The organism is Bradyrhizobium sp. WSM1253, from assembly GCF_000244935.1.
GTDB lineage: Bacteria > Pseudomonadota > Alphaproteobacteria > Rhizobiales > Xanthobacteraceae > Bradyrhizobium > Bradyrhizobium canariense.
Genome location: NZ_JH600073.1, coordinates 2,196,914 through 2,220,528, shown reverse-complemented (window position 1 = coordinate 2,220,528; position 23,615 = coordinate 2,196,914). Strand labels below are relative to the sequence as shown.

Here is a 23,615-nt window from a genome sequence, read left to right as displayed (position 1 = left end):
AAAACGTCCGCTGCACAATACAATCTTATGCAGTGAATCAGCAGGACCCATCGTGGGCAGCTAGGAGCCGAACCATTGGCCTCCGAGCACGGCAGCAACGCAGGCGTACCGCCGAATATCATGACAATGTCGACATAGTTCAGCCAGAACGGCGTCGGCTTGCGGCAAGATAACCTTGAACAGTCGTCCCTTTCTGAATTCGGCTGTGGGATGTGGGATGTTACGACGCAGCCGTAGTGAAGCCCACCCGTACACTGGAGTTTGCGTGCCGGTCGTTTGATGAAGTCTCGATGTTTCAGAATCACGGGAATTGCAAATGAATGACGTCGTTTTGCTCGTTGATAACGAACCGCGCAGTCTATCAACCCATAAGTTGCGTTCGGCGGTCTTGGGAGAGTTGCATGCTCGTCCATTCACGCCAATCTCTGTTTCCAGCCGCATCCTCCACTTCGCTTTCGATACATCAGAGGGGCGTGCACAGACTGATCGCGTGAACCTTGCAGAGCTCTGCAACAAATATGGTGTGGTGGTGCCATCGCCTGACGAAAGATACCATCGCGTGCAACTCGGCCCGATGGCTCTGCGCTGGGAGCACCATTCCGAGTTCACGACTTATACTTGGGAAATTCCATCAGACGTCGACGTAGAGCCATTCAGCCCAGAAGCCGCGTCGCTGGCAGCTGTAATGGGGCTCGTTCCCCAGCCAGGTCCATTGTTAGTTGCTCTCGATGTGCATCTGCTCCCTGAACAGCAAGATCGGCCAGCACCGCAGCTTCTGTTCGATCGCGCAAGTCTGGCAATGGCGGAGAACTCGGATGGGAGAGCCGTTTATGCTACCGATTTCCAGCCGGATTCCCGCGGATTTGTTCGCATTCTCGTTGTTGACCGAGGACTAGACCGAGAGCGCGCGGGAGCACTCGTCCAGCGAGTCATTGAGGTCGAGACCTATCGCACATTCGCCCTTCTTGGCTTGCCCGAAGCTCATCGGCTCGCGCCCACCGTAGGTCTTATCGAAAAGCGGTTAGCCGAAGTAATGGACGAAATGCGCAGGGCGAACGACATTGCCAGCAACAGGCAGTTGTTGAATGAACTAACGGAGATGGCGGCGGAGGTCGAGGCGGGCGCAGCCGCCAGCGGTTTTCGCTTTGGCGCCAGTCGTGCTTACGAAGAGATAGTTGCGCAGCGGCTGCAGACGATCGGTGAGAGGAAGCTGAGCGGGTTCCCGACTTGGTCATCCTTCCTGGCACGCCGAATGGCACCTGCTATGCGCACTTGCATTACCCTCGATGCGAGGCAAGGCAATCTTTCCGTCAAACTTTCGCGCGCTGCAGACCTCCTGCGAACGCGTGTCGATGTTGAGCTCGAGCAACAGAACCAGGAGCTCCTGCAATCAATGAACGCCCGGACTCGCCTGCAATTGCGTTTGCAGACAACGGTCGAGGGGTTATCCGTCGCGGCCATAACTTATTACGTCGTGGGGCTATTTGCATATGTTGTCAAAGCTGCTCATGACAGTGGACGGGTACCCATTGAGCCGAACTACATGATTGCGGGATTTGTTCCGGTTGCCGCAATCATGATTTGGTCAATCGTTCGGAGAATCCGCCGAAAGCACGTCAGCGACGAGCGATGATAACTCAAGAAGCGCCTCCGACTATGCAGCAGCAGGCCTCATTATACTTCGTGGGCCGTATGTAAGTCGGTGCGTACGACTATGTGTGATTGCTGCGCGTGCGGTTCGACTCGCTGCCGATCGTTTGTGGTCAGTTGCGAGACAATGACGCCGCCACCTCTAAACGTTAGCATCCAGGGCGGAGGGTTCTTCAGAAGCAGCCGCGCTTGAGTGAGGCTGTACGAGCTGGTTATCCGACGTTCAACATGATTCATCGCGGCCGTTTGTCTCATCGCAATCTGTGAAGGCCGCACTCTCCGCCTTCAGCGGCAAGCAGTGTCGGCCAGTCTTATTTAAGCACTCAAAGCCCCCTGGAATGCCCATTGAAGGTTCCGCTCCCTGCTGCTAAGAAGGTTTTCAATTAGCCAAGAAGCATTGCATGGAAACGCAGGGAACAGTCCTCATCATTGCCCGAGGCGGACCGCAATGGTCGGCGGCCGAGGTGGTTTTATCCGAAGAATATGGCTATCGCGTCCTGGTCGTCCGCTCGGCGGAAGAGGCGACGAGCGCGTTGTCGGACGCTCACGTAGATCTCGTTCTGGCAGAACACGGGTCAGGCGGAGAAGGTTTGACATTCCTCGTCGGCTTGCGTGTCAGCCATCCGGACATCGTTCGTGTCCTCGCGCTTGAGGCTAAAACGGAGCTGAGCCAACAAGCGATTTCACCGGCGGCGATCTATCAATTTGTGCGAAAACCGTTGGATGCAAAGCAAATCGGCTTGGTTGTCGAGCGCGGGCTGGAGTCGCGGGAGCTTTCACGCCGGCATCGCATGCTGTCGCGCGAGTTCAAAATTCGAGGCGATACGGTAGGAGTTCATCAACGAAATGGCGCTTCGTTGCATGTCGAGAGCCAGCGTTTCGAAAAATTGGTCTATGTGAGTGAAAAGCTCAGCGAGCTGTGCGATCTTGCGAGGAAGGCGGCGCGAACAGAATTACCTATTCTGATCCAAGGAGAGACCGGCACAGGCAAGGAATTGTTGGCTCGCGCAATTCACTACAATTCGGCCCGTAAGACCAGTCCGTTGATGGTCCAGAATTGCGGCGGCATGTCTGATGAGTTGCTTCATTCGGAGTTGTTTGGCCATAAGCGCGGTGCTTTTACGGGCGCCATCTCCGATCGCCTCGGTTTGTTTCGGGCCGGCGACGGCGGAACGGTTTTCCTGGACGAAATATCGGAAGTGTCGCCATCCTTTCAGGTGAGCCTGCTACGGTTTCTTCAGGAGGGCGAAGTCAAACCACTTGGTTCCGACAAAACGCAGACCTGCAACGTTCGCATCATCGCTGCGTCAAATCGGCCATTGCAGGCGCTCGTTGCCGCGGGAAAATATCGGCAGGACCTCTATTTTCGTCTCAAGGGTTTCGAACTCGAGGTGCCCCCGCTTCGTGAACGCCCTGTCGATATTCCGGCCCTTGCGGAATTTTTCGCAGCCAAACATGCGGATGCGATGGGGCGCAAAATTCTTGGTATTTCCGCTGGGACCCTCGAAAAGCTGGCGGCGTTCGACTTTCCGGGAAACGTTCGCGAGCTCGAAAATGAAATCCGCAGGATGGTCTCCTTGGCCGAAGATGGCGAGTATTTGACGACAAAGTATATGTCGCCGTCTATTTTCGCGGCGCCACCACGTCCGCGATCGAACACAGCGCTAGCATTTGTGCCGCAGGGAACGACATTGAAGGATAAGGTCGAAAGCCTTGAGAAGCAGGTTCTAAACGAAGCGCTGGGCCGCCATCGCTGGAACCAAAGCCGGGCTGCGAACGAACTTGGTCTGTCGCGCGTTGGCCTAGCCAACAAGATCAAGCGATATGGTCTCGACGAAGCTAAGTGAGAGTTTGCGATGCCCGACGACAAGAATGCAATCGGCAGCGATCCCTCAGCGCAGATTGTCCGCTTCCCGCAATCGCGTGTAAACCCGGCGGGAAGCTCCGAACCTTTTAGGGAGCTTGGCACTAGCCAGCTTTCGAAAGCTCTTGGCTTGCCCGAGCGTCAGGCTACCGGCCATTGGTGCAGCCGGTGTCGCGGCATCTGGTATGGATACTTGCTGGAGGTAGCTTGCCCGGCATGTGGCAACCGTCACGGATAGCCGCAAGCCGCTGTGCGCTGCGCCTTCCGGTCTGATCGAGGTTCGCTGGCGTGCAACGCGCGGAGCTCAACAGGCAATTGGCTACGCGGCACCCAAACGCAGCATTTTCGAGAACATCCGGTGCGTTGAAGCGAACCAGGCGCGCGGCAAATTCTGAAGAGGTCAAAGGTGTGCGCAGCGAGCCCTCCGCGTTGCCCGCCTGCAAGATGTTCTTCCTGGAGCGTCATTCCCTCGTGAGCGCCGGCTCGTTGACGCGCATTATCGCGTTACGTCGGTCAGCGAATTTGAAAACTAACTTTGCATAGCCAACTTTCTTTGCAGCCAAGGCGCGTGAAGAAACACCTCGGCGTCTTGGGCGACTTCACATTAAGCCTCTGTCTTTACAAGGTCTTTTCAGGGTCGCCCAATCCGGCACAGGTCTTGCTGTACTATTGTTCAAGCGCCGTATTGGTTGGCGATAGAACATAGTGGAGGAAATTGATGGCTAATCTTCTTTGGCTCCAAGGCGGCGCATGTTCGGGAAATACGATGTCGTTCCTCAATGCGGAGGAGCCGAGCGCCTGCGACTTGGTCACTGATTTTGGCATCAATGTTCTCTGGCACCCCTCGCTCGGTATGGAGCTCGGTGAGAATCTCAAAAAAATGCTGAATGCGCTTGTGTCTGGTACCATGCCACTGGATATTTTCGTGTTCGAAGGCTCTGTGGTCAACGCACCGAACGGCACAGGCGAATGGAATCGGTTTGCGGGCCGTCCGATGAAGGATTGGGTCGCCGATCTTGCGAAGGTGGCGGGCTATACCGTCGCAATCGGCGACTGCGCGACTTGGGGCGGGATTCCTGCAACGGCACCCAACCCGTCGGAGAGCGAAGGGCTACAATTCCTGAAGCGCAAGCACGGCGGATTTCTCGGGCCCGCCTATAAATCCAAGGCCGGGCTGCCCGTCATCAATGTCCCCGGCTGCCCCGCGCATCCGGATTGGATAACCCAAATCGTTGTTGCGGTCGCTACGGGACGCGGCGGCGACCTGACGCTAGACGAATTCCAGCGTCCGAAAACGTTTTTTACGAGTTTCACGCAAACGGGCTGCACCCGCAACATGCACTTCGCCTACAAGGTGTCCGCGACCGAATACGGGCAGCGCAAGGGCTGCCTGTTCTATGACCTTGGATGTCGCGGTCCGATGACACACTCGCCTTGCAATCGTATCCTGTGGAATCGCCAGTCGTCGAAGACGCGAGCCGGCATGCCCTGCATGGGGTGCACGGAGCCGGAATTTCCATTCTTCGATTTGATGCCGGGCACGGTTTTCAAGACGCAAACGATGATGGGTGTTCCAAAGGACATGCCGCTCGGCGTCGACAAGGCCGGGTACATCAAGCTCACGGCAGCAGCCAAGGCGGCGTCTCCCGCCTGGGCCGAGGAAGACATCTTCGTCGTTTGAGCTGCGAGCTCACCCAACAACCGCGCAGACATTTCACCTTGTAAAATCAGGATGCATTCCTATGCCCTCAGCCGTTCAAACACTTGATATTTCTCCCGTCGGGCGCGTCGAAGGCGACCTTGATGTCCGCGTCAACATTCAGGATGGAGTCGTCGTCGACGCCTGGACCCAGGCGGAGTTGTTCCGCGGCTTCGAGGTGATCCTACGTGACAAGGACCCCCAGGCGGGCCTTGTCGTTACGCCTCGGGCCTGTGGAATTTGCGGTGCTTCGCATCTGACGTGCGCGGCCTGGGCGCTCGATACTGCGTGGCAAACGGAAGTGCCCCGCAATGCGATTCTGGCACGGAATCTCGGTCAGCTCGTCGAGAGCCTTCAGAGCTTGCCGCGCCACCACTACGGTCTGTTCATGATCGACTACACGCACAAGAACTACTCGAAATCGAAATACTACGAGGAAGCCGTCAAACGGTGGGCTCCGTTTACCGGAAGCAACTACGAAATCGGCGTCACGATCTCTGGCAAGCCAGTGGAAATTTACGCGCTTTTGGGCGGCCAGTGGCCGCACTCGAGCTACATGGTGCCGGGCGGCGTGATGTGCGCACCGACCCTGACCGACGTCACCAGAGCGTGGTCGATCCTGGAGTATTTCCGCCGTGACTGGATGGAGAAAATCTGGCTCGGTTGTTCATTAGAGCGTTACGAAGAGATCAAATCTTATGACGACTTCATGGCCTGGCTCGACGAGAAGCCCGAGCACGCAAATTCCGATCTAGGAATGTTCTGGCGGATGAGCGTTGACTGTGGGATGGACAAGTTCGGGAAGGGCCACGAAAAGTTCGTCTCGTGGGGCTACTTGCCGCACGAAGACAAATATCAGAAGCCGACGATCGATGGGCGTAACGCGGCTTTGATCATGAAGAGCGGTGTTTATGACGGCAACGCCAACAGCTTTAAGCTGATGGATCAGAAGCACACGCGCGAAGATACGATGCGGTCCTGGTACGATGAGCCGGGTGGGGTGCATCCGTTCGATCGCAAGACGGTGCCTACGCAAAAGAACACCATCAATATGGACGGCCAATATTCCTGGTCGACGGCTGTGCGCCACGACGAATCAGGACGCCTGGAAGCTGGCCCGCTGTCTCGTCAGCTCATCGCCGGCGGCACGCATGGGGAAGCCTGGCAGCACTTCGATCCACTGGTACTCGACATGTACAGGAAGTTGGGTGGGGCAAACGTCATGTTGCGGCACTTCGCCCGCATGCATGAAGGGGTTAAGCTTTATCGCCAGGCCGAACGCGCGTTGCGTGAATTTCGGCTCAACGACCCATGGTATATCAAGCCCACCGAACGGGATGGACGCGGCTGGGGAGCTACAGAGGCCATTCGTGGCGCACTCTGCCACTGGATCGAGGTCAAGGACGGCAAGATCAAGAATTACCAGATCATTGCGCCGACGACTTGGAATGTTGGTCCAAGGTCCGCCGACGGCGTTCGGGGCCCGATGGAGCAGGCCTTGATCGGTTCTCCGATCAGGGACCCGCACGACCCGGTCGAGGTCGGTCACGTTTGCCGCTCCTACGATTCGTGCTTGGTTTGCACCGTCCACGCACATGACGCAAAGACGGGCGAGGAATTGGCGCGCTTCCGAACGGCCTGACGTTCGCTCATCGGGCACGCTGTGGGTATCGGAGCGCTGGTGCTTAAATTGCCAGTAGCAACGTCATATACTGAATCTTTAGAGCGAAAGGCGGTCGCGCATGGCGTCTGACAAAGAGGTTGTGCTCAAGGCGATCGCCGACATGCTCGAGAATGGGCTCAAAACGGAAGTCGAGCCCTTTCCCGAAACCGACAAGGAGTTTGGCGACATTTTGCTCCAGCTTCGCCGGCTCGATCCGAAGGATCTTGAAGGCAAGCTTGTGGTCGGAGGCTTTGTAAACCATCCGTACGGCCCGGATAACCAGCGATGCCTGGAGTGCATGTACTATCTGGTGCATCGAAGATGGTGCGACCTGCCTGAACTCGCGGTCCCGGTCGAGCCAGAGTGGTGGTGCCGATTGTGGCGAATCTGATGTCTTGACTGACAGCCGCGAGAGCGAACCTCAGGAGAGATGACGCCGTGTGCGACGGGAAGATCCGGGACGAGATTCGCGCTCTTCTGGCGGGTGGCCTCAAAACGGAGGTCCTGCCGCGGGCAGATTCTCATGAAGAAGTTCAGACGATCGTTTCTCGATTGAAAGCCGCGGGTAATGAGCTGAAAACGAAGCTCGTCCTCGGAGGGTTTACCCTCGAGCCGGTTGAACACGAGGGTCTCGAGCAACTGTGTGAAACGTGCATGTATTACAAGGTTCACCGCCGCTATTGCGAGCTGCCCGAGCTTGATCTGCCGGTTGAGCCGCAATGGTCCTGTCGCCTCTGGCGCATTTAGCTCTCAATGTTGCGGGCCCAGGCCACCGATACCGGATCTATGCGCCGCGTGGTTATCAGCGCATCATGTCACGATGAGGTATTGCCGCCTGGTGCGGGATCGCAGATGGTGACGCATTGCGTAGCGGGCTCCCCATGATCGTGGTCATAGGATGTGGAAATCCAAATCGGCTCGATGACGGTGCTGGTCTTGAAGTCCTGCGCCTGCTGGAGGCGCGCGGTGTTGGAGCGGGCCTACCAAACGTCCGTCTGCTGGCTGCAGGAACTGACGGCATGGCGACCATGTTTGCGGCGCGTGGGTGCCGGACGCTGATTGTTGTGGATGCGTGTCGCTCGGGCTCTCCGCCAGGGGCGGTTTTCGAAGTGCCAGGGAGCGAGCTGGAGCAGCGCTACGAGCCATCGCTTAACCTGCACGATTTCCGTTGGGATCACGCACTTTTCGCAGGCCGGAAGATCTTTCGCGACGACTTTCCCTCGGACGTCGTCGTGCTTTTGATTGAAGCGCAGACAGTCGAATTGGGGATTGGCCTATCTGATGCCGCATCAGCCGCTGTTGCGAAAGTGACCGACCGCATTGCCACGCTGATCGATGCACGCCTTGGCCGAGAGGGATCGTCGTGACCGCTGTCTTTTTTGTCAGAATAGCGCGCGGGGCACTGTATCTGAGCCGCGAAACATACGACCGCTATTTTGCAGGGTTGGAGGCGGTCATCCTGTTACGCCGCGCGGATGACCTCTGGATCATGCCAGTCCGTCACGCCGCCGCCGGGGGCTATCTCCTCAAGCTCCGCAACAGCCGAGGAGACCGAGTGGTGCATGCGCCAGATTTCCTGCGCGAGCACGCGGTCGATGAATACGTCGCCTCGCAGCTGCCGGTCGCGTGGTCGCCGGAAGCTGGTGCGCTCATCGCCGCTGGCGCTTTCCTGCAAACTAAGTTTACATAACGCATAATAGATAGACAGTTCGGATTTCGTGCTGCTAGAGTAGCTCTCGTACCAAGCGTGCAGCCAAAAATGCGCTGGTCGGAGGAAGCAGTGATTACAGGACTTCTCGGCGATGAAGTGCGTGCGGCCCTCGCGGCTGCTGATGACGCCGAGGCGAGCCCCTCCGAGCGGGCCGAGATGCTGATGGAGATTGCGATGGGTCTGCAGCGGCAGCCCAAATCGCCGGATCAGCTTCATGCTGCGGTTGCCCTCTATGACAAGGCGCTGGCGATTTGTCCTGAGGACATGCGGCTTCTGTCGGCTCGAATTCTGGCGCGTAAGGGCACTGCGCTACAGGCCATACCGGAGGAAGGCGCAGCGGCGCTTGAGCAGGCACGCGCGGCGTTCGAACAGGCAATGCCGACGATGACCGAGCTCGGCAGACCTGAGGAGCTTGCCGAAGTCGAGATGAATTTCGGCCTGGTATTGCAGAATCTTGCAGGGGTGAACAAGGCCCGCATCACAGACGCCATTTCCGCTTATCAACGTGCGCTGCGGACTTTCACGCGATCTGAGTTTCCGCAGGAGTTCGTGATCCTGCAGAACAACCTTGCCACGGCATTTCTTTCGATCCCCATGACGGACGAACGCGGAAAAATGCGTGAAGCACTTGCAGTGCAGGCTTTCGAAGAAGGTCTCAAAGTCATCACGCTGATCGACAATCCGGCCGAATATGCGATGCTGCAGAACAATCTCGGCAACGCTCTGCAATATGTGTCTTCGAGCCACACGATCGCGAACAACATACGCGCACTTGAAGCCTACGACGAAGCGCTAAAAGTGCGGACGCGCGAGACGACCCCGCTCGAATACGCCAATACCATTTGCAACAAAGCCAACTGTCTGTGGAATCTCCCAGATAATCCTAGCGATCCAGACAGTGGCAATCGATCCAACCTTCTGCAAGCGCGCGACTACTACGGCGAAGCGCGCGAGATCTTCATGGCGCATGGCGACTTGCAGAAGGGGAAGGTCGTGGCCGAAGCGATCGACCAGATTCAGCGCGAGTTGCTGGCGTCGAATCCGGTCGACGGCCAAGCCGTGCGCTCTCATCCAAGCAATCGTCAATCGAACGAAACCGGAGCTTCCGATCTATGACCCTACCGTCTTCTCCAGAAATGTTGGTTGTTTCGTTTATCCTGGGCGTCGTTGCCTCGATTGGCGGCGGGGTCATCGGAGGCGTATTCGTCGGCGGCAAGGTGTTGGGGAATGAACTGGCTGCGCTACTGGGGGGCTTCTATGGGCCCCTGGCTGGCGTGGCCGGTGTCTTTCTGGGACTCGCCATTCTTACGATTGTCGGCTGAGGAGACGATATCATGTGGGCAATGGCTCAGAATTCAATCGTTCTGTTCTTCCGCGGCAAGTTGTTTGCCGAACCGCGCAAAGCACTCCTCATGATCTTTGTAGGCGTGCTTGTGACTGCATCGTTGCTGGTCATGATCGCAAAGCTGGGTGCCCCGTTGTGGATGGCGGCGCCCGTCGCGGCCTTCGTCGGTGGTGGGTTGCAGCCCTATCTCTTTCGGAACCTCCGCTATCGGTGATGCTGCGGGAATCCGCATGTGAGAACGATATGAACGCCCACGATATGATCTCGACGACGCGCGACGATCTTGCCGGCTTGGTCGGCGACATCGAGCGACTGGAGGCCATATTTGCAACATGGGACGATACCCAGCAGGCGGCCGTCGGTGCCTACAAACTGGCCATCGAGGCGCTGGATGGAGAGGCGTTGCGCCGGTTGATCCGGGCGCTCAAGACTGATCCGGCCGCGCTTGCGGCGATGAAGAATGCGGTCGCCGATGAGGTCGTCTACGCGGTCTTGCGCCGGCATCAGATCGTCAAACCCAGTCTCAACGAACGAGTCGAAGCGGCGCTTGAGGCGGTCCGCCCCATGTTGGGCTCGCATGGCGGCAACGTGGAGCTCGTCAAGGTGAACCCGCCCAAGGTGGAGGTGCGTTTCATCGGGGCGTGCGACGGCTGTCCGGCATCCGCATTGACGTTCCACGCCGGCGTGAAAAAGGCCGTTCAGGAGGCATGTCCAGAGATTACGGAGATTGTACAGGTGAAGGGGCTGGGCAGTTCTGCCGATAACGGCGTTCGCTTCGTCAGCCCGTTCGCGCTTGACGCAAAAGGGGACTGGCTTTCGGCTGGACTATTGGCCGACATTCCCGAAGGTGCGGTTCGCGCGACCACCATTGGAGGAGAGAAGGTATTGTTGTCGCGAGCCGGCGCAAGCGTCACTTGCTTCCAGAATGCTTGTGCCCATCTCGGTTTTCCGATTCACGACGGCGAGGTGGAAAGCGGCATTATCACCTGTCCGCATCATGGCTTTCAGTATGACCTTTCAAGCGGCGAATGCCTCACCGCGCCGGAGGTGGCGCTCCAATCCCATGCTGTTCGCGTTATCGGTGCTCGGGTTGAGGTTAGGATTTCGGTGTAGCCATGCAGGTTTCCTTTGCCCCTCGCCGATTGGATAGGGCTCTTGCGCGGGCCGGAGACAATCACGTCGCGCGGCCGCTCTTGGCTCATGACGGCGCGCGCACTGTCCTTGGGGGCGAGGCGCTGCCGAATGGTCTGGCGCAATCAATCGTGCCAGGCCCGACAACCCTGTTCGGCCCGCGTGGGGCATGCCTTGCCAGCGCTCACGGACCGCTGTTTGTCTGTGACACAGGCCATCATCGGCTCATGATCTGGCGATCTTTGCCAATGGCCGATCAGACACCAGCGGATCTGATAATTGGTCAACCAGACTTTTCGCGAGAAGGACGCAACGCCAAGAGCGACGTGGGGCCGACGACGCTCAACATGCCGACTGGAATCGCAGCGTCCAATGGCGTCCTTGCTGTAGCCGATGCATGGAATCATCGCATTCTGATCTGGCATACCTATCCTGAAACATCCAACCAGCCTGCCGATGTAGTGCTTGGGCAGACAGATTTTTCCAGCGGTCTCGCCAATCGCGGCGCGAACGCGCCCCGACCGGACACATTGAATTGGTGCTACGGCGTGGCCATCGTGGACGGGAAACTGATTGTCTGCGACACCGGGAATCGTCGTGTCCTGGTCTGGGATCGTATTCCGAACTCGAACGGCACACCAGCCGATCTGGTCTTGGGGCAGCTCGACTTTGTGACCCGCGATGACAATGCTGGGCAGGCCGGCGGCGCGGTCGGCATGCGCTGGCCCCACGGCATCGTGGCCTGCAGCGGCATGCTATTCGTGTCTGACGCTGGCAATAATCGTGTCATGGCGTGGCGAACGTTTCCGCGTTCCATCGGACAAGCCTGCGATTTCGTGCTCGGCCAGTGCGATTTCACGCACCTCGATCACAACCGCGCCTCCTATCATCCGACATCTGGCGCGATGAACATGCCGTACGGGCTGACCGTGCAAGGCGGAATGCTGATCGTGACCGATACCGCAAATTCGCGATTGCTTGGATTCGAACTGGACGGCCTATCAATGGATTCTCCTGCCATAGCGCTGGCTGGGCAGCCCATGTTCTCGGCCAAAGGAGACAATCGGTGGCGTTCTGCCACGCGCGACAGCCTTTGCTGGCCCTACGCTGCTTCAGCGTGCGATGATCTGCTGGTCGTGGCAGACGCCGGCAATAACCGCGTACTCCTTTGGGAGGCGGTTTCGTGACCGATTGTAGCAGCATCGCGCAACCAGACGCTAATGTCGGAGCGGAGATTCGCGTGCGCGGCCGCGTGCAAGGGGTTGGCTTTCGGCCGGCGATCTGGCGTTTCGCGCGTGAGCTTGGTTTGTCAGGCGACGTTCGAAATGACGCGGACGGCGTGCTGATCCGCCTTTACGGCAGCGAGCGCACCATAGCTGCGCTCATCGCCCGCATCCACACTGACTCGCCACCACTGGCCCGTATCGATGCAGTCGAGACAGGGCCGGGTCGTGGCGGTCTGCCAGGGCAGTTCGTCATTGCAGGGAGCCTTACCGGCGGCGCAAATACCCAAGTTGCACCCGACGCTGCAATTTGCGCGGAATGTGCCGAGGAGATCACCAGCCCGTTCGGCCGCCGCTATCGCTATCCCTTCACAAACTGCACCAATTGCGGACCACGGCTTAGCATCGTCAACGCTATCCCCTATGACCGCGCCACTACCACAATGGCGCCATTTGTGATGTGCGCAGCTTGCCGGGCCGAGTACGAAGATCCTGCCGATCGCCGCTTCCATGCTGAAGCAATCGCCTGTCATGCCTGCGGGCCGAGGGCGAAGTTGGTTCGTTTCGACGGCCACGCGTTCACCTTCGACCAGTTCTCGATGATGGATGATGTTGATGCCGCGTGTGGCTTGATAAAGAACGGCGAGATCGTCGCGATCAAGGGTCTCGGAGGCTATCAATTGGCCTGCGACGCCACCAAGACCGACGTCGTAGCAAGGCTACGCCGAACGAAGCATCGTGATGCCAAGCCGTTCGCACTGATGGCGCGCGATCTCGATGTGATTCGTCGCTATTGCAGCGTGAGCGCCGAGGAAGAAGCACTGTTGACGGCTCCCTCGGCGCCGATCGTCCTGCTCGAGGCCAATGGCCCGGAAAGATTACCGGACACAATTGCGCCGGGCCTTGCCACGCTGGGCTTCATGCTGCCGACGACCCCGATGCATCTTCTCATGTTGCGAAGGATGGCGCGGCCGGTGGTGATGACCAGCGGAAACCTCTCGGACGAGCCGCAGGTCGTACTAGACGCGGAAGCGGGCGAACGGCTTGGCGGGATCGCCTCTTATGCGCTGATCCACGATCGTGAAATCGCGAACCGAATTGACGATTCTGTCGTGCGCGTTGTTGGCGGCCGCGTGAGGCTACTGCGCCGAGCCCGCGGCTACGCACCGGAGTGGATGGTCCTGCCCAGGGGATTCGAGGCAGCGCCAGATGTGCTGGCGATGGGCGGCGAGTTGAAGTCGACCTTCTGCCTCCTCAATAATGGTGCCGCTATCCTGTCGCAGCATCAGGGCGATCTCGAGGATGCGAGATGTTTCGATGACTACCGGAAGAATCTCGCGCTTTATGCTCGCTTGTTCGATCACGCACCGGCCGCTCTGGCCGTCGACTTGCATCCCGAATATCTGTCCTCGAAATTCGCCCATGAGCGTGCCGTCGCCGATGAGTTGCCGCTAATCGAAGTTCAGCACCACCACGCCCATGTCGCCTCCTGCCTTGCCGAGAACAATTATCCGCTGGATGCCCCCGCGGTGCTCGGTATCGTGCTCGACGGCCTGGGTTGGGGCGGCGACGGTACGTTGTGGGGCGGTGAATTCTTGCTCGCCGATTACCGGGGCTATCGACGGCTTGGCACATTCAAGCCGGTCCCGATGATCGGCGGAGCTCATGCAGTCCGCGAGCCGTGGCGTAACCTGTATGCGCATCTGATGGCCGAGATGAAGTGGCCGGAATTTTCAATGAATTTCGACCAGCTCGCACTTCATGGTTATTTGTCAGGCAAGCCGCGCAGCACCCTCGATGCCATGATCAAGAAGGGCATCAACGCGCTGCCGGCGTCGTCATGTGGCCGGTTGTTCGACGCCGTTGCCGCGGCGCTGGATGTCTGCCGCGAGCGGCAGGCTTACGAGGGCGAGGCCGCGGCGCGACTGGAAGCCCTTGTCGATCCTGATACGATGCTGAATGAGGGGGATGAGCTCGGCTACCCCCTGACAATTCCGAACCTGCCCGGGTCAGGACTGCCTTACATCGAGCCGCGAGCAATGTGGGCCGCGGTGCTCGGTGATCTCATCTTGAACACGCCAGCGCCAGTCATGGCCGCACGCTTCCACAAGGGCTTGGCGATATCGATAGTCGCCATGACGAGAAAGCTCGCCGGCGGCGAGGACGATGCGACGCAACCGCGTTTCTCGACAGTCGCCTTGTCGGGCGGCTGCTTTCAAAACAGGGTTCTATTCGAGGAAGTCAGCCGCCGCCTTGGACAGGCGAAGTTTTCGGTGCTCTCGCATGCCCAGGTTCCCGCCAATGACGGTGGGCTTGCACTGGGGCAAGCGGCCATCGCTGCCGCGCATCTGATCGATAAACAAAGGCCGTCAACAGAAGGAAGCAGGTCATGTGTCTCGGCATTCCCGGACGCATCGTGAAGATCGACGATGTGACCAAGCGCCTCGCAACAGTCGATGTTGGTGGCGTCAAGCGACAAATCAACATCGCCTGCATCGTGAACGACGACCATCCGGTCGAGTCGTGCGTAGGCGACTGGGTGCTGGTTCACGTCGGTTTCGCGATGAGCCGGATCAACGAGGAAGAAGCGGCCCAGACCTTGAAAATACTGATCGAACTCGGCGAAGCCCAGGCCGAGATCGAGGCAATGAAGCTGTCGGCGGCCCAGTAAGGAGGGTCTCACCATGTCCAACGAGAGCGATCTCACGGCACTCTACCCATTTTTGCATGGACAACCGCAGTCACCGGAGCGGTTGGATGCAGCACTCCTGCATTCCGTCAATGAGAAAGCTCGCGACTCTCGCGAGACCAACTCCCGTTTCTTCGACGAGCAGGGGCCGGTTCTGGTTGCCGCCGCCAAGGCTCTGGCCCACGTCTACCGGCGGGGCGGCCGGCTGTTCTCGATGGGCAATGGCGGGTCAAGCTGCGATGCTTCTCATGTGGCCGTGGAATTTGTTCATCCCATCACTGCAGGCCGGCCGGCGCTCGCCGCGACCAATCTCGTTGCGGACCTCGCAATGATCTCCGCCGTTGGCAACGATCTCGGATTCGAGCACGTCTTTGTCCGTCAGCTGCTGGCGCAGGGAAAAGCCGGCGACGCGCTGGTTGGCATCTCCACCAGTGGCAATTCTACCAATTTGATGGCTGCGTTCGCCAAGGCCAGGGAAATCGGCATTCTCACGATCGGCCTTGCCGGCGGCGAAGGCGGCAAGATGAAATCATCAGGCCTGGTCGACTTCTGCCTAGTAGTGCCAACGACATCCATCCACCGGGTCCAGGAATGTCACGTGGCGGCCTATCACATCTTGTGGGATCTGGTGCACACGCTGCTCGCGGACGATCGCGGATCAGCCACCACGAAGGGGGCCGCAGCATGAAATATGTCGATGAATTTCGCGATTCTGAAAAGGCTGGCTTCCTGGTCCGGGAAGTCGAAGCGCTGGTCTCAACCATGACGCTGCCGCCCGGCAGGCCGATTTATATCATGGAGGTCTGTGGCGGTCACACGCATTCAATCTTCCGCTACGGCCTCGAGGGCATGTTGCCCAAGGAGATCGAACTGATCCATGGACCGGGCTGCCCGGTTTGCGTGTTGCCTATGGGACGCGTGGATGATTGCGTGTCGATTGCAGAGAACCCTGGCGTCATCTTTGCGACTTTCGGCGACGCCATGCGGGTTCCGGGTTCGAAGAAGAGCCTGCTACAAGCGAAAGCCGATGGCGCCGACGTTCGGATGGTCTATTCGCCGATGGATGCGCTGGCGCTCGCCCGCAAGAACAGGGATCGCGAGGTCGTTTTCTTCGGGCTCGGGTTCGAGACCACGATGCCATCGACGGCGTTGACCGTCCTGCAGGCGGAAGCCGAGGAAATTACCAACTTCTCGGTCTTCTGCAATCACATCACCATTGTTCCCACAATCAAGGCGATCCTGGACAGCCCGGGCCTCCAGCTCGATGGCTTCCTTGGACCCGGTCACGTCTCCATGGTGATCGGCACAGCTCCCTACGAATTCATCGCCAGGTTCTACCGAAAGCCGATGGTGGTAGCCGGTTTTGAGCCGCTCGATATCCTTCAGTCCATCTGGATGGTGTTGAAGCAGATCAAGGATGGCCGCAGCGACGTCGAAAATCAATATGCCCGCATCGTTCCGGATGGCGGAAACGCAGCGGCGCTGCAAGCAGTCTCACGCGTCTACGAACTGCGTGAGTTCTTCGAATGGCGCGGGCTTGGCTCGATCGACCACTCCGGTGTCAAGCTACGCGAAAAGTATGCTGGCTACGACGCTGAGCAAAAGTTCGCCATCCCCAACTTAAAGATCGCCGACCCGAAATCGTGCCAGTGCGGCGAGGTGCTCAAGGGCGTTATCAAGCCGTGGCAATGCAAGGTATTCGGCTCGGCGTGTACGCCCGAGATGCCGCTCGGGTCTTTGATGGTCTCGTCCGAGGGCGCTTGTGCAGCTTATTACCAATATGGCGGCCAGAAGAGCTACAAGGAGGCAGTATGAACGTCGCGCCGTTCGTTCATGCTCGCAAGCTCGGCAAAGTCAGTGTCGATAAGGTCACGCTTGCCCACGGTGGTGGAGGCAAGGCAATGAAGGATCTGGTCGACGACGTGTTCGTCGCGGCTTTCGACAATCGTTCGCTCGCGCCCCTGGAGGACCAAGCTCGGTTCAGCCTGGCCGAACTGGCTGGCTATGGAGACCGGCTCGCTTTCACGACGGACTCCTTCGTGGTTGATCCGTTATTCTTCCCCGGCGGCGACATTGGCGAACTTGCGGTTTGCGGCACGATCAACGACCTCGCGGTTGGCGGAGCGAAGCCGCTATACTTATCGTGTGCAGTGATCATCGAGGAGGGAACGAGCATCGAGCTCCTGCGCCAAATCGCGCGCTCGATGGCAATGACCGCCCATGCAGCCGGCGTTGTCATCTGCACCGGCGACACCAAGGTGGTGCAACGTGGCGCCTGCGACAAACTGTTCATCACGACGACGGGGATCGGCGTGATCCGCGGAGGCCTTGCGCTCGAAGTCGGCAACGCCAGGCCAGGCGACGTGGTGATGGTCAACGGTCTGCTCGGTGACCACGGCGCAGCGATTTTGTGCGCGCGCGGGGACATGGCACTTGATACGACGATCGAAAGCGATTGCGCCTGCCTTCATGATCTGATCGGGGCACTTTTAGAGGCAGCGCCCGAAGTTAGATTCATGCGCGATGCGACACGCGGTGGATTGGCGACCGTACTCAACGAGATCGCCGAAGCCTCTCAGGTTGCGATTGAAATCGACGAGCGCGCCACTCCTATTCGCGAGGAGGTGAAGGCCTTTTGCGAAATACTTGGCCTTGATCCGCTTTATCTCGCAAATGAGGGGAAGATTGTGGTGATCACGCCTCCCGAACAGGCCGACGCAGCACTCTCAGCCATGCGGGCTCATCCACTGGGCGCGGGGGCCGCAGTCGTCGGCAGGGTCAATCGGGGAGAGCCAGGGCGTGTCACCATGCGCACCGTGTTTGGCGGACGACGAATCGTCGACATGCTGGTGGGCGAGCAATTGCCGCGGATTTGCTGAGGTTGCTCATGCACGAGCTAGGCATTACTCGCAACATTATCGCGATCGTTGGCGGCGCCGCCAAGGGCCGCCGCGTCCGCCGCGTCAATCTTGATGTTGGCGAATTGTCCGGCGTGATGCCGGACGCGATCGCCTTCTGCTTCGAGACCGTTGCCCGGGGGACGATGCTGGAAGGCGCAACGCTGGAGATCAGGAAGATCGAGGGACGCGCCCGCTGCGATTCTTGTGGACTGGAGTTCGTCACCCGGACTCTGTTCACCGCGTGTAGCTGCGGTTCGCGCCGGCTGACGCGATTGCAGGGCGAAGAATTGAACATCAAGAGCATGGAACTGGAAGAGGAGGTCGCTTGATGTGTGGTCATTGCGGATGCGGAGACAAGCGAGGCGCCACAGTCCTAAATCTTCAGACCGGAAAGGAAATCAATATGAGCGGCCATTCCCACCACGACGATCAAAGCCATGATCACGCGCATCACCTCAAACATGATCATTTGCTTGGCGATGGTCTCATGCATAGTCACGATCACCACCACCCCCATGACGGTCCCCACGACCATCATCATGGCCACGACCATGTTCACGCCGACGGCACACGCCACAGCCATAGTCATGCAGCCCACGATGATCACAGCGTGGAGCATCGACACGATCACGCTGCGGGCAGCTTGATCGAGCTCGAGACACGGATCCTCGCCAGGAACGATGCGCTGGCAGCCAATAACCGGGCATGGTTTGCGGGTCGCGAAATTCTCGCGCTCAATCTGGTCAGCTCGCCGGGTTCGGGTAAGACGACGCTGCTGGAGCACACCATTCGCGACCTGTCTGCCGAGCTAAAGATCTACGTGGTCGAGGGCGATCAGGCGACCGCCAACGACGGCGAGCGGATTCGGGCCGCAGGCGCGCCGGCTGTGCAAGTCAACACCGGCGCGGGGTGCCATCTCGAGGCCGACATGGTTGCCCGCGGGTTGGGCGAGCTGCAACCCGTAGCGGGATCAGTCGTGATGATCGAGAATGTCGGAAATCTGGTGTGTCCTTCGATGTTCGACCTCGGAGAGCGCGCGAAGGTTGTGATCCTCTCGGTGACCGAGGGCGAAGACAAGCCGCTGAAATATCCCCACATGTTCCGTGCTGCAGAGATCATGATTTTGAACAAGATCGATCTGCTGCCGCATGTCGATTTTGACGTCTCGCAGGCGGTGACTAATGCGCGGACTGTTAACCCGGACATCACGGTGTTTCAGCTTTCAGCGCGAACTGGCGAGGGACTTGCCGATTGGTACGGCTGGTTGCGCCGTGAATTGAGCAAAGCTGGCGAGGCGGTGTTCGCCTAGAGCATTGATGGCGCCGATTAGCGCCTCGCTTCAGTGTTCTGCTCTGACGCTTCTCTATCGCAGATGGACATGCGCGATCTGCGCGAACCTTGATTGTTGTGCGAACGGCCGGCTGTTCCCCGATGTGCAACGGGGTATGTCTGCCACAGACCGCGGGGGCGCAGATGTTCGGAATTTTGGGGCTGGGATTCCTGCTCGGCATGCAACATGCGCTGGAAGCGGATCATATCGCTGCAGTCTCCAGCATCGCAGCCCGGCGTACCAATATCGGCGATATCGTCAGGCATGGGCTGACCTGGGGACTCGGACATACGCTGGCCCTGTTCGTCTTCGCTGGTGTCGCCATCCTGCTAGGTCGCGCGATCCCCGAAAGCCTTGCGCAACCACTTGAAACTGCCGTTGGCGTGATGTTGATTGGCCTCGGGATCAATGTTCTCTGGAAGCTATGGCGTGATCGCGTTCACTTTCATCGCCACGGACATTTCGATGGAACAAAGCACACCCACGTTCATAGCCATCGGAATGAAAGAACGATAGATCAGCAAAACTCGCACACCCATGCGCACGGGTTTCGCTGGCGTTCGTTGCTGGTAGGGCTTGTCCATGGAATTGCCGGTTCGGCCGCGTTGCTGGTGCTCGCGGTATCGCAAATCAGCAATCCCGTTTACGGAATGCTGTATGTTGGGTTGTTCGGCGTCGGGTCGATGTTTGGAATGGGCTGCCTTTCGATGATCATCGCCGTGCCGCTTGCGATCTCGGCCCGGTGGCTGACGTGGACCAACCGCGCGATCCAAGGTGTTGTCGGCGCTGTCACGATCGGTCTCGGGGCTCTGACTGTCTATACCACGGCAATCGCCTACAGTTTCGCGACGAGCTAGATGGCATGCGCGTTGGCCGGGTATGATTGGAGCCGTTCGTGCTTGCGAGCTCTGCCGGTCTCGATGCATTGCTGTTCCAGAGGTGCGTCAGAGTGGCCCCGTGAGAGTTGACCGGACGAAGCAATTCCTGCGGGGATCGCTCTGCTGGGGAGCGTTCGCCGCCCTAACTGGGCCCGCGGTGCCGTCGGCTGCGCAAGAGCTTGCGGCGGCTCAGCCAATGCAGCTTCCTTCGGTCACGGTGACGTCGCCGGATGTCACGCCGCGTAGGCGGGCCGCCAGGCCAAAAGCGGCGCAAGATAGGCCGTCGCGAAGTAGCAATGTGGTGCACTCTGATCAGCCGGAAATAGCGACTGCAGGCACCGGCGGGGTCATGCCGGGTGCGTCGCGCAACGCAGTAGGGCCCATTCAGCCTACCGCCGCGAGCGCCTTGCTTGTGAGCAGCGAGCAGGTGAATGCCATTCCGTTCGCGCGGCCAGGCGAGGCGCTGGAGGTCGTTCCTGGACTGATCGTCACGCAGCATTCCGGCGAAGGCAAAGCCAACCAATATTTTCTGCGGGGCTTCAATCTGGATCACGGTACGGACCTCGCGATCAGTCTCGACGGCATGCCTGTCAACATGCCAACGCACGGACACGGGCAGGGCTACGCCGACATCAATTTCCTGATCCCCGAGCTGATCCAGTCGGTTGGTATCCGCAAAGGTCCATACTTCGCCGACGTCGGCGATTTCGCTTCCGCCGGCGCGGTCAGCATCGACTACATGAACAAACTGCCGAAAAGCATCGCGGAGATGACCATTGGCAGTTTTGGGTATCGCCGTGCGCTGGTGGCGGGTTCCACCACGGTGAGCGACGGTACACTGCTCGTCGCGGTCGAGAGTAGCAAATACGACGGTCCCTGGGACGTGCCGGACAATGTGCGGAAAATCAACAGCGTCTTGCGTTATAGTCAGGGTACCGTAACCGACGGATTCACGTTCACTGGAATGGCCTACTCCAACGGCTGGAATTCGACTGATCAGATCGCGCAGCGTGCCGTTGAGCTGGGTGTCATCGGCCGCTTCGGCTCGCTCGATCCGACCGACGGCGGCACCTCCAGCCGCTTCAGTCTCTCCGGCAGTTGGGCTGGTTCAAGCGAGTACGGTCAAAGCAATATCAGCGCCTATGTCGTCCGTTCTGAGCTACAGCTCTTCAACAATTTCACCTATGTCCTCGATGATCCGCTGAACGGCGACCAATTCAGTCAGCTCGATCGTCGCACACTCGGCGGCTTTGATGCGCGGCATGCGTTCGACTGGCGCTTTGGTGGGTTTGAAACACATACCCGTTTTGGCGTGGAGGGCCGCCACGATCATATCCAGATCGGCCTATTCGCGACCGAGCAGCGCGCGTGGCTTTCGACCGTACGCGCGGACCGTGTGGAGGAAGGAAATGTCGGCCTCTGGATGGATAGCACCACACGCTTGGCCGAGTGGTTGCGGACCACTGTTGGAATTCGCGAGGACATCTTTGCCGGACGCGTTCTCAGCGATACGCCGCAGAACTCTGGTAACGCCCAGGCGTCGATGATGAGTCCGAAAGCTGGCATCGTGTTTGGACCCTGGTTCAAGACCGAATTCTACGGCAATGCCGGCTACGGACTGCACAGCAATGATATCCGCGGCGCGACCATCAGCGTTGATCCCCGCGATAAGGTAACCCCGCTCGATCGTGTTCCGCTCCTGGTGCGCTCGCGTGGCGCCGAGCTGGGCATCCGCACCAGGGCGATCGATGGCCTTACCAGCTCGGTCGCAGTCTTCGTGCTCGACTTTGACTCTGAGCTCCTGTTCGTTGGCGATGCCGGAACGACCGAACCGAGCCGGCCGAGCCGACGTGTCGGAGTGGAGTGGACCAATAGTTACAAGCCCGCGCCCTGGCTGACCTTCGACCTTGATCTTGCCTATACCCGCGCGCGCTTCAGCGATCTCGATCCCACGGGCGGCCGCATTCCTGGTGCCCCGGCCTGGATCGCCAGCGGCAGCATCATCGTCGGCCGTGAAATAGGCTGGTTCGGCGCGCTGAAGGCGCGCTATTTCGGTCCTCGTCCATTGATTGAGGACGATAGCGTTCGTTCGGCTTCCTCGCTGATCTTCAATGCGCGCGCAGGCTACCGATTTGACAATGGCGCGCGATTGCAGCTGGACGTGCTCAACCTGTTCGACGCCCAGAGCAACCAGATCGAATATTACTATCTATCGCGTCTACCGGGTGAGCCGATCGGCGGCATCGCCGACCGTCATGTGCATCCGGCCGAACCGCGGGCCTGGCGCGTAACGCTGGCGTCGGCGTTCTAACCGACATCAAAGCTTCAATTCGTTAGCTGAAGTACTGCTTCGGAGCTCCTGTCTGAGAGCCGTGCTACATTCAATCGAGCGAACGTCAGCATCTCTGATTGCGAAGCTTGGATCTGACCTGTGCATGTCAGCGGCCCGCGCGAACTGGCGAGGCGGGCATCGCCTATGATACGACGACCTTATACAAGCCTCGGCTTGAGGGTGCTGTCGCGCTCCCTAATCTGGAATCCAACGTCTATCCTGTTTGATGGAGAAGGCTCTCCATTGATTCGTTGCAATAGAACGTTCGCAATCTTTCGCCCCATGCCGATGCGATCGACCTGCACGGTGGTTAGAGTGGGGATAACGGATGATGCGATCGGCAGATCGTCGAATCCTGCAATCGCCAATTGCTTGGGTACTGCGATGCCGCGCCGCTGACATTCGAGAAGACCTCCGACCGCCATCACATCGGTCGCAAAAAACAGTGCATCGATCGCATCGGAGGATTCCAGCGCCCAGGCGACGGCATCCGCTCCGCCTGAAAAGCTGTTCTCACATTCGATCACCAGCGCAGGCTGAGTATTCTCTCGGTCGTTGCACGCAGCACGATAACCTGTCAATCGATCTCCGATGCGATCATTTAGATCACGCTTGACGGTCACGTGCGCGATACGCTGATGGCCGCGCGATGCAAGCATCAGGGTCAGCTCCCTGGCGGCTGCAAAGTTCGAATAACCAACGACTGTGTCGATCGGATCGTCGGTCAGATTGCTCCCTTCGATGACCGGTATGCTGCTCGCGCTCAGCAACTTACGGGTTTTCTGGGAATGCCATGTGCCGGTCACGTAGAAAGCGTCGGGACGCCGCGCGAGGAACGTCGCGACGATCTTTTCCTCCATCTCCTGCGAGTAGCCCGATGAGCCAATCATGACGGTCACTCCGTGCTCATGGAGAACTTCCGTCATTCCCTGAATGACCTCGGAGTGTTGGGAATATCCAATCACCGGAATGATCGCCGCGATGACGCCAGTGCGGTTGGCGGCGAGGCCGCGGGCCACGAGATTGGGCACGTACCCGAGTTTGCTGATCGTCGCCAAGACCCGGTCGCGCGTTTCCGGGGCGACGTTTTGGGAGCCGTTGAGGACCCGGGATACGGTTCCGGCCCCGACCTTGGCGTGGCGGGCAACATCGGCGATGCGAATGGCGCCTTTGACGATCTCCTGGCTCAAACTTGACACC

The 23,615-nt window shown here is 58.9% G+C and carries 23 protein-coding genes; 22 read left to right on the top strand and 1 reads right to left on the bottom strand.

Features of this window, described 5'->3' with window-relative positions; translation table 11 throughout:
• Positions 1 to 316 precede the first annotated feature (316 nt).
• The 22 genes from BRA1253DRAFT_RS12135 to BRA1253DRAFT_RS12030 all read left to right on the top strand — a co-directional run bounded on the left by BRA1253DRAFT_RS12135 (position 317) and on the right by BRA1253DRAFT_RS12030 (position 22,394).
• A complete protein-coding gene (locus BRA1253DRAFT_RS12135; RefSeq protein ID WP_007594387.1) occupies positions 317 to 1,633 on the top strand; it encodes a DUF3422 family protein in 1,317 nt (438 codons plus the stop codon).
• A 418-nt stretch (positions 1,634 to 2,051) separates the two neighbouring features.
• The gene (locus BRA1253DRAFT_RS12130) at positions 2,052 to 3,497 is read left to right on the top strand and encodes a sigma-54 dependent transcriptional regulator (RefSeq protein ID WP_007594386.1); all 1,446 of its coding nucleotides are present in this window, start codon (positions 2,052 to 2,054) and stop codon (positions 3,495 to 3,497) included.
• Positions 3,498 to 4,232: 735 nt separating this feature from the next.
• Positions 4,233 to 5,195, top strand: coding sequence for a hydrogenase (locus tag BRA1253DRAFT_RS12125; protein ID WP_007594384.1), 963 nt, complete (start codon positions 4,233 to 4,235; stop codon positions 5,193 to 5,195).
• A 61-nt stretch (positions 5,196 to 5,256) separates the two neighbouring features.
• Positions 5,257 to 6,855 (top strand): nickel-dependent hydrogenase large subunit, encoded by a 1,599-nt coding sequence (locus BRA1253DRAFT_RS12120; protein ID WP_007594382.1) that lies wholly within the window; start codon positions 5,257 to 5,259, stop codon positions 6,853 to 6,855.
• Positions 6,856 to 6,955: 100 nt separating this feature from the next.
• Positions 6,956 to 7,267: a hypothetical protein gene (locus tag BRA1253DRAFT_RS41350; RefSeq protein WP_007594380.1), complete on the top strand. Its 312-nt coding sequence runs from the start codon at positions 6,956 to 6,958 to the stop codon at positions 7,265 to 7,267.
• Positions 7,268 to 7,314: 47 nt separating this feature from the next.
• A complete protein-coding gene (locus BRA1253DRAFT_RS12110; RefSeq protein ID WP_007594378.1) occupies positions 7,315 to 7,623 on the top strand; it encodes a hypothetical protein in 309 nt (102 codons plus the stop codon).
• A gap of 134 nt (positions 7,624 to 7,757) precedes the next feature.
• Complete coding sequence (locus tag BRA1253DRAFT_RS12105; RefSeq protein WP_007594376.1) at positions 7,758 to 8,243, top strand: hydrogenase maturation protease; 486 nt, start codon at positions 7,758 to 7,760, stop codon at positions 8,241 to 8,243.
• Positions 8,240 to 8,566: a hypothetical protein gene (locus tag BRA1253DRAFT_RS12100; protein WP_007594374.1), complete on the top strand. Its 327-nt coding sequence runs from the start codon at positions 8,240 to 8,242 to the stop codon at positions 8,564 to 8,566. The genes BRA1253DRAFT_RS12105 and BRA1253DRAFT_RS12100 overlap by 4 nt, the downstream gene beginning before the upstream one ends.
• Positions 8,567 to 8,635: 69 nt before the next feature.
• Positions 8,636 to 9,703, top strand: a complete 1,068-nt coding sequence (locus tag BRA1253DRAFT_RS12095) for a hypothetical protein (protein ID WP_051058415.1) — start codon at positions 8,636 to 8,638, stop codon at positions 9,701 to 9,703.
• Entirely contained in the window at positions 9,700 to 9,909 is a 210-nt protein-coding gene (locus BRA1253DRAFT_RS12090; protein ID WP_007594370.1) for a hypothetical protein, read from the top strand. The genes BRA1253DRAFT_RS12095 and BRA1253DRAFT_RS12090 overlap by 4 nt, the downstream gene beginning before the upstream one ends.
• A gap of 12 nt (positions 9,910 to 9,921) precedes the next feature.
• Positions 9,922 to 10,146, top strand: a complete 225-nt coding sequence (locus tag BRA1253DRAFT_RS12085) for a hypothetical protein (protein WP_007594369.1) — start codon at positions 9,922 to 9,924, stop codon at positions 10,144 to 10,146.
• 29 nt (positions 10,147 to 10,175) lie between these two features.
• Positions 10,176 to 11,045 carry a NifU family protein gene (locus BRA1253DRAFT_RS12080; RefSeq protein WP_035995125.1) on the top strand — a complete coding sequence of 290 codons (870 nt, stop codon included), beginning with the start codon at positions 10,176 to 10,178 and terminating at the stop codon, positions 11,043 to 11,045.
• 266 nt (positions 11,046 to 11,311) lie between these two features.
• The gene (locus BRA1253DRAFT_RS12075; protein ID WP_245285903.1) at positions 11,312 to 12,250 is read left to right on the top strand and encodes a hypothetical protein; all 939 of its coding nucleotides are present in this window, start codon (positions 11,312 to 11,314) and stop codon (positions 12,248 to 12,250) included.
• Complete coding sequence (gene hypF / locus BRA1253DRAFT_RS12070; protein WP_007594366.1) at positions 12,247 to 14,706, top strand: carbamoyltransferase HypF; 2,460 nt, start codon at positions 12,247 to 12,249, stop codon at positions 14,704 to 14,706. The genes BRA1253DRAFT_RS12075 and hypF overlap by 4 nt, the downstream gene beginning before the upstream one ends.
• Positions 14,676 to 14,957 (top strand): HypC/HybG/HupF family hydrogenase formation chaperone, encoded by a 282-nt coding sequence (locus BRA1253DRAFT_RS12065; protein ID WP_007594357.1) that lies wholly within the window; start codon positions 14,676 to 14,678, stop codon positions 14,955 to 14,957. Before hypF ends, BRA1253DRAFT_RS12065 begins: the two co-directional genes overlap by 31 nt.
• A 13-nt stretch (positions 14,958 to 14,970) precedes the next feature.
• Positions 14,971 to 15,663, top strand: coding sequence for an SIS domain-containing protein (locus tag BRA1253DRAFT_RS12060; RefSeq protein WP_007594355.1), 693 nt, complete (start codon positions 14,971 to 14,973; stop codon positions 15,661 to 15,663).
• Positions 15,660 to 16,790 (top strand): hydrogenase formation protein HypD, encoded by a 1,131-nt coding sequence (gene hypD, locus BRA1253DRAFT_RS12055; protein ID WP_007594352.1) that lies wholly within the window; start codon positions 15,660 to 15,662, stop codon positions 16,788 to 16,790. The genes BRA1253DRAFT_RS12060 and hypD overlap by 4 nt, the downstream gene beginning before the upstream one ends.
• Positions 16,787 to 17,854: a hydrogenase expression/formation protein HypE gene (gene hypE, locus BRA1253DRAFT_RS12050; protein WP_007594350.1), complete on the top strand. Its 1,068-nt coding sequence runs from the start codon at positions 16,787 to 16,789 to the stop codon at positions 17,852 to 17,854. Before hypD ends, hypE begins: the two co-directional genes overlap by 4 nt.
• 8 nt (positions 17,855 to 17,862) lie before the next feature.
• Entirely contained in the window at positions 17,863 to 18,204 is a 342-nt protein-coding gene (locus BRA1253DRAFT_RS12045) for a hydrogenase maturation nickel metallochaperone HypA (RefSeq protein WP_007594349.1), read from the top strand.
• Positions 18,204 to 19,184, top strand: coding sequence for a hydrogenase nickel incorporation protein HypB (gene hypB / locus BRA1253DRAFT_RS12040; RefSeq protein WP_007594347.1), 981 nt, complete (start codon positions 18,204 to 18,206; stop codon positions 19,182 to 19,184). Before BRA1253DRAFT_RS12045 ends, hypB begins: the two co-directional genes overlap by 1 nt.
• 164 nt (positions 19,185 to 19,348) lie before the next feature.
• Positions 19,349 to 20,062: an ABC transporter permease gene (locus tag BRA1253DRAFT_RS12035; RefSeq protein ID WP_007594345.1), complete on the top strand. Its 714-nt coding sequence runs from the start codon at positions 19,349 to 19,351 to the stop codon at positions 20,060 to 20,062.
• 217 nt (positions 20,063 to 20,279) lie between these two features.
• Positions 20,280 to 22,394 carry a TonB-dependent receptor gene (locus BRA1253DRAFT_RS12030; RefSeq protein ID WP_088940936.1) on the top strand — a complete coding sequence of 705 codons (2,115 nt, stop codon included), beginning with the start codon at positions 20,280 to 20,282 and terminating at the stop codon, positions 22,392 to 22,394.
• A gap of 179 nt (positions 22,395 to 22,573) precedes the next feature.
• Here the strand turns inward: BRA1253DRAFT_RS12030 and BRA1253DRAFT_RS12025 are convergent, their stop codons facing one another.
• Positions 22,574 to 23,614, bottom strand: a complete 1,041-nt coding sequence (locus BRA1253DRAFT_RS12025; RefSeq protein ID WP_007594341.1) for a LacI family DNA-binding transcriptional regulator — start codon at positions 23,612 to 23,614, stop codon at positions 22,574 to 22,576.
• Position 23,615: the final 1 nt, after the last annotated feature.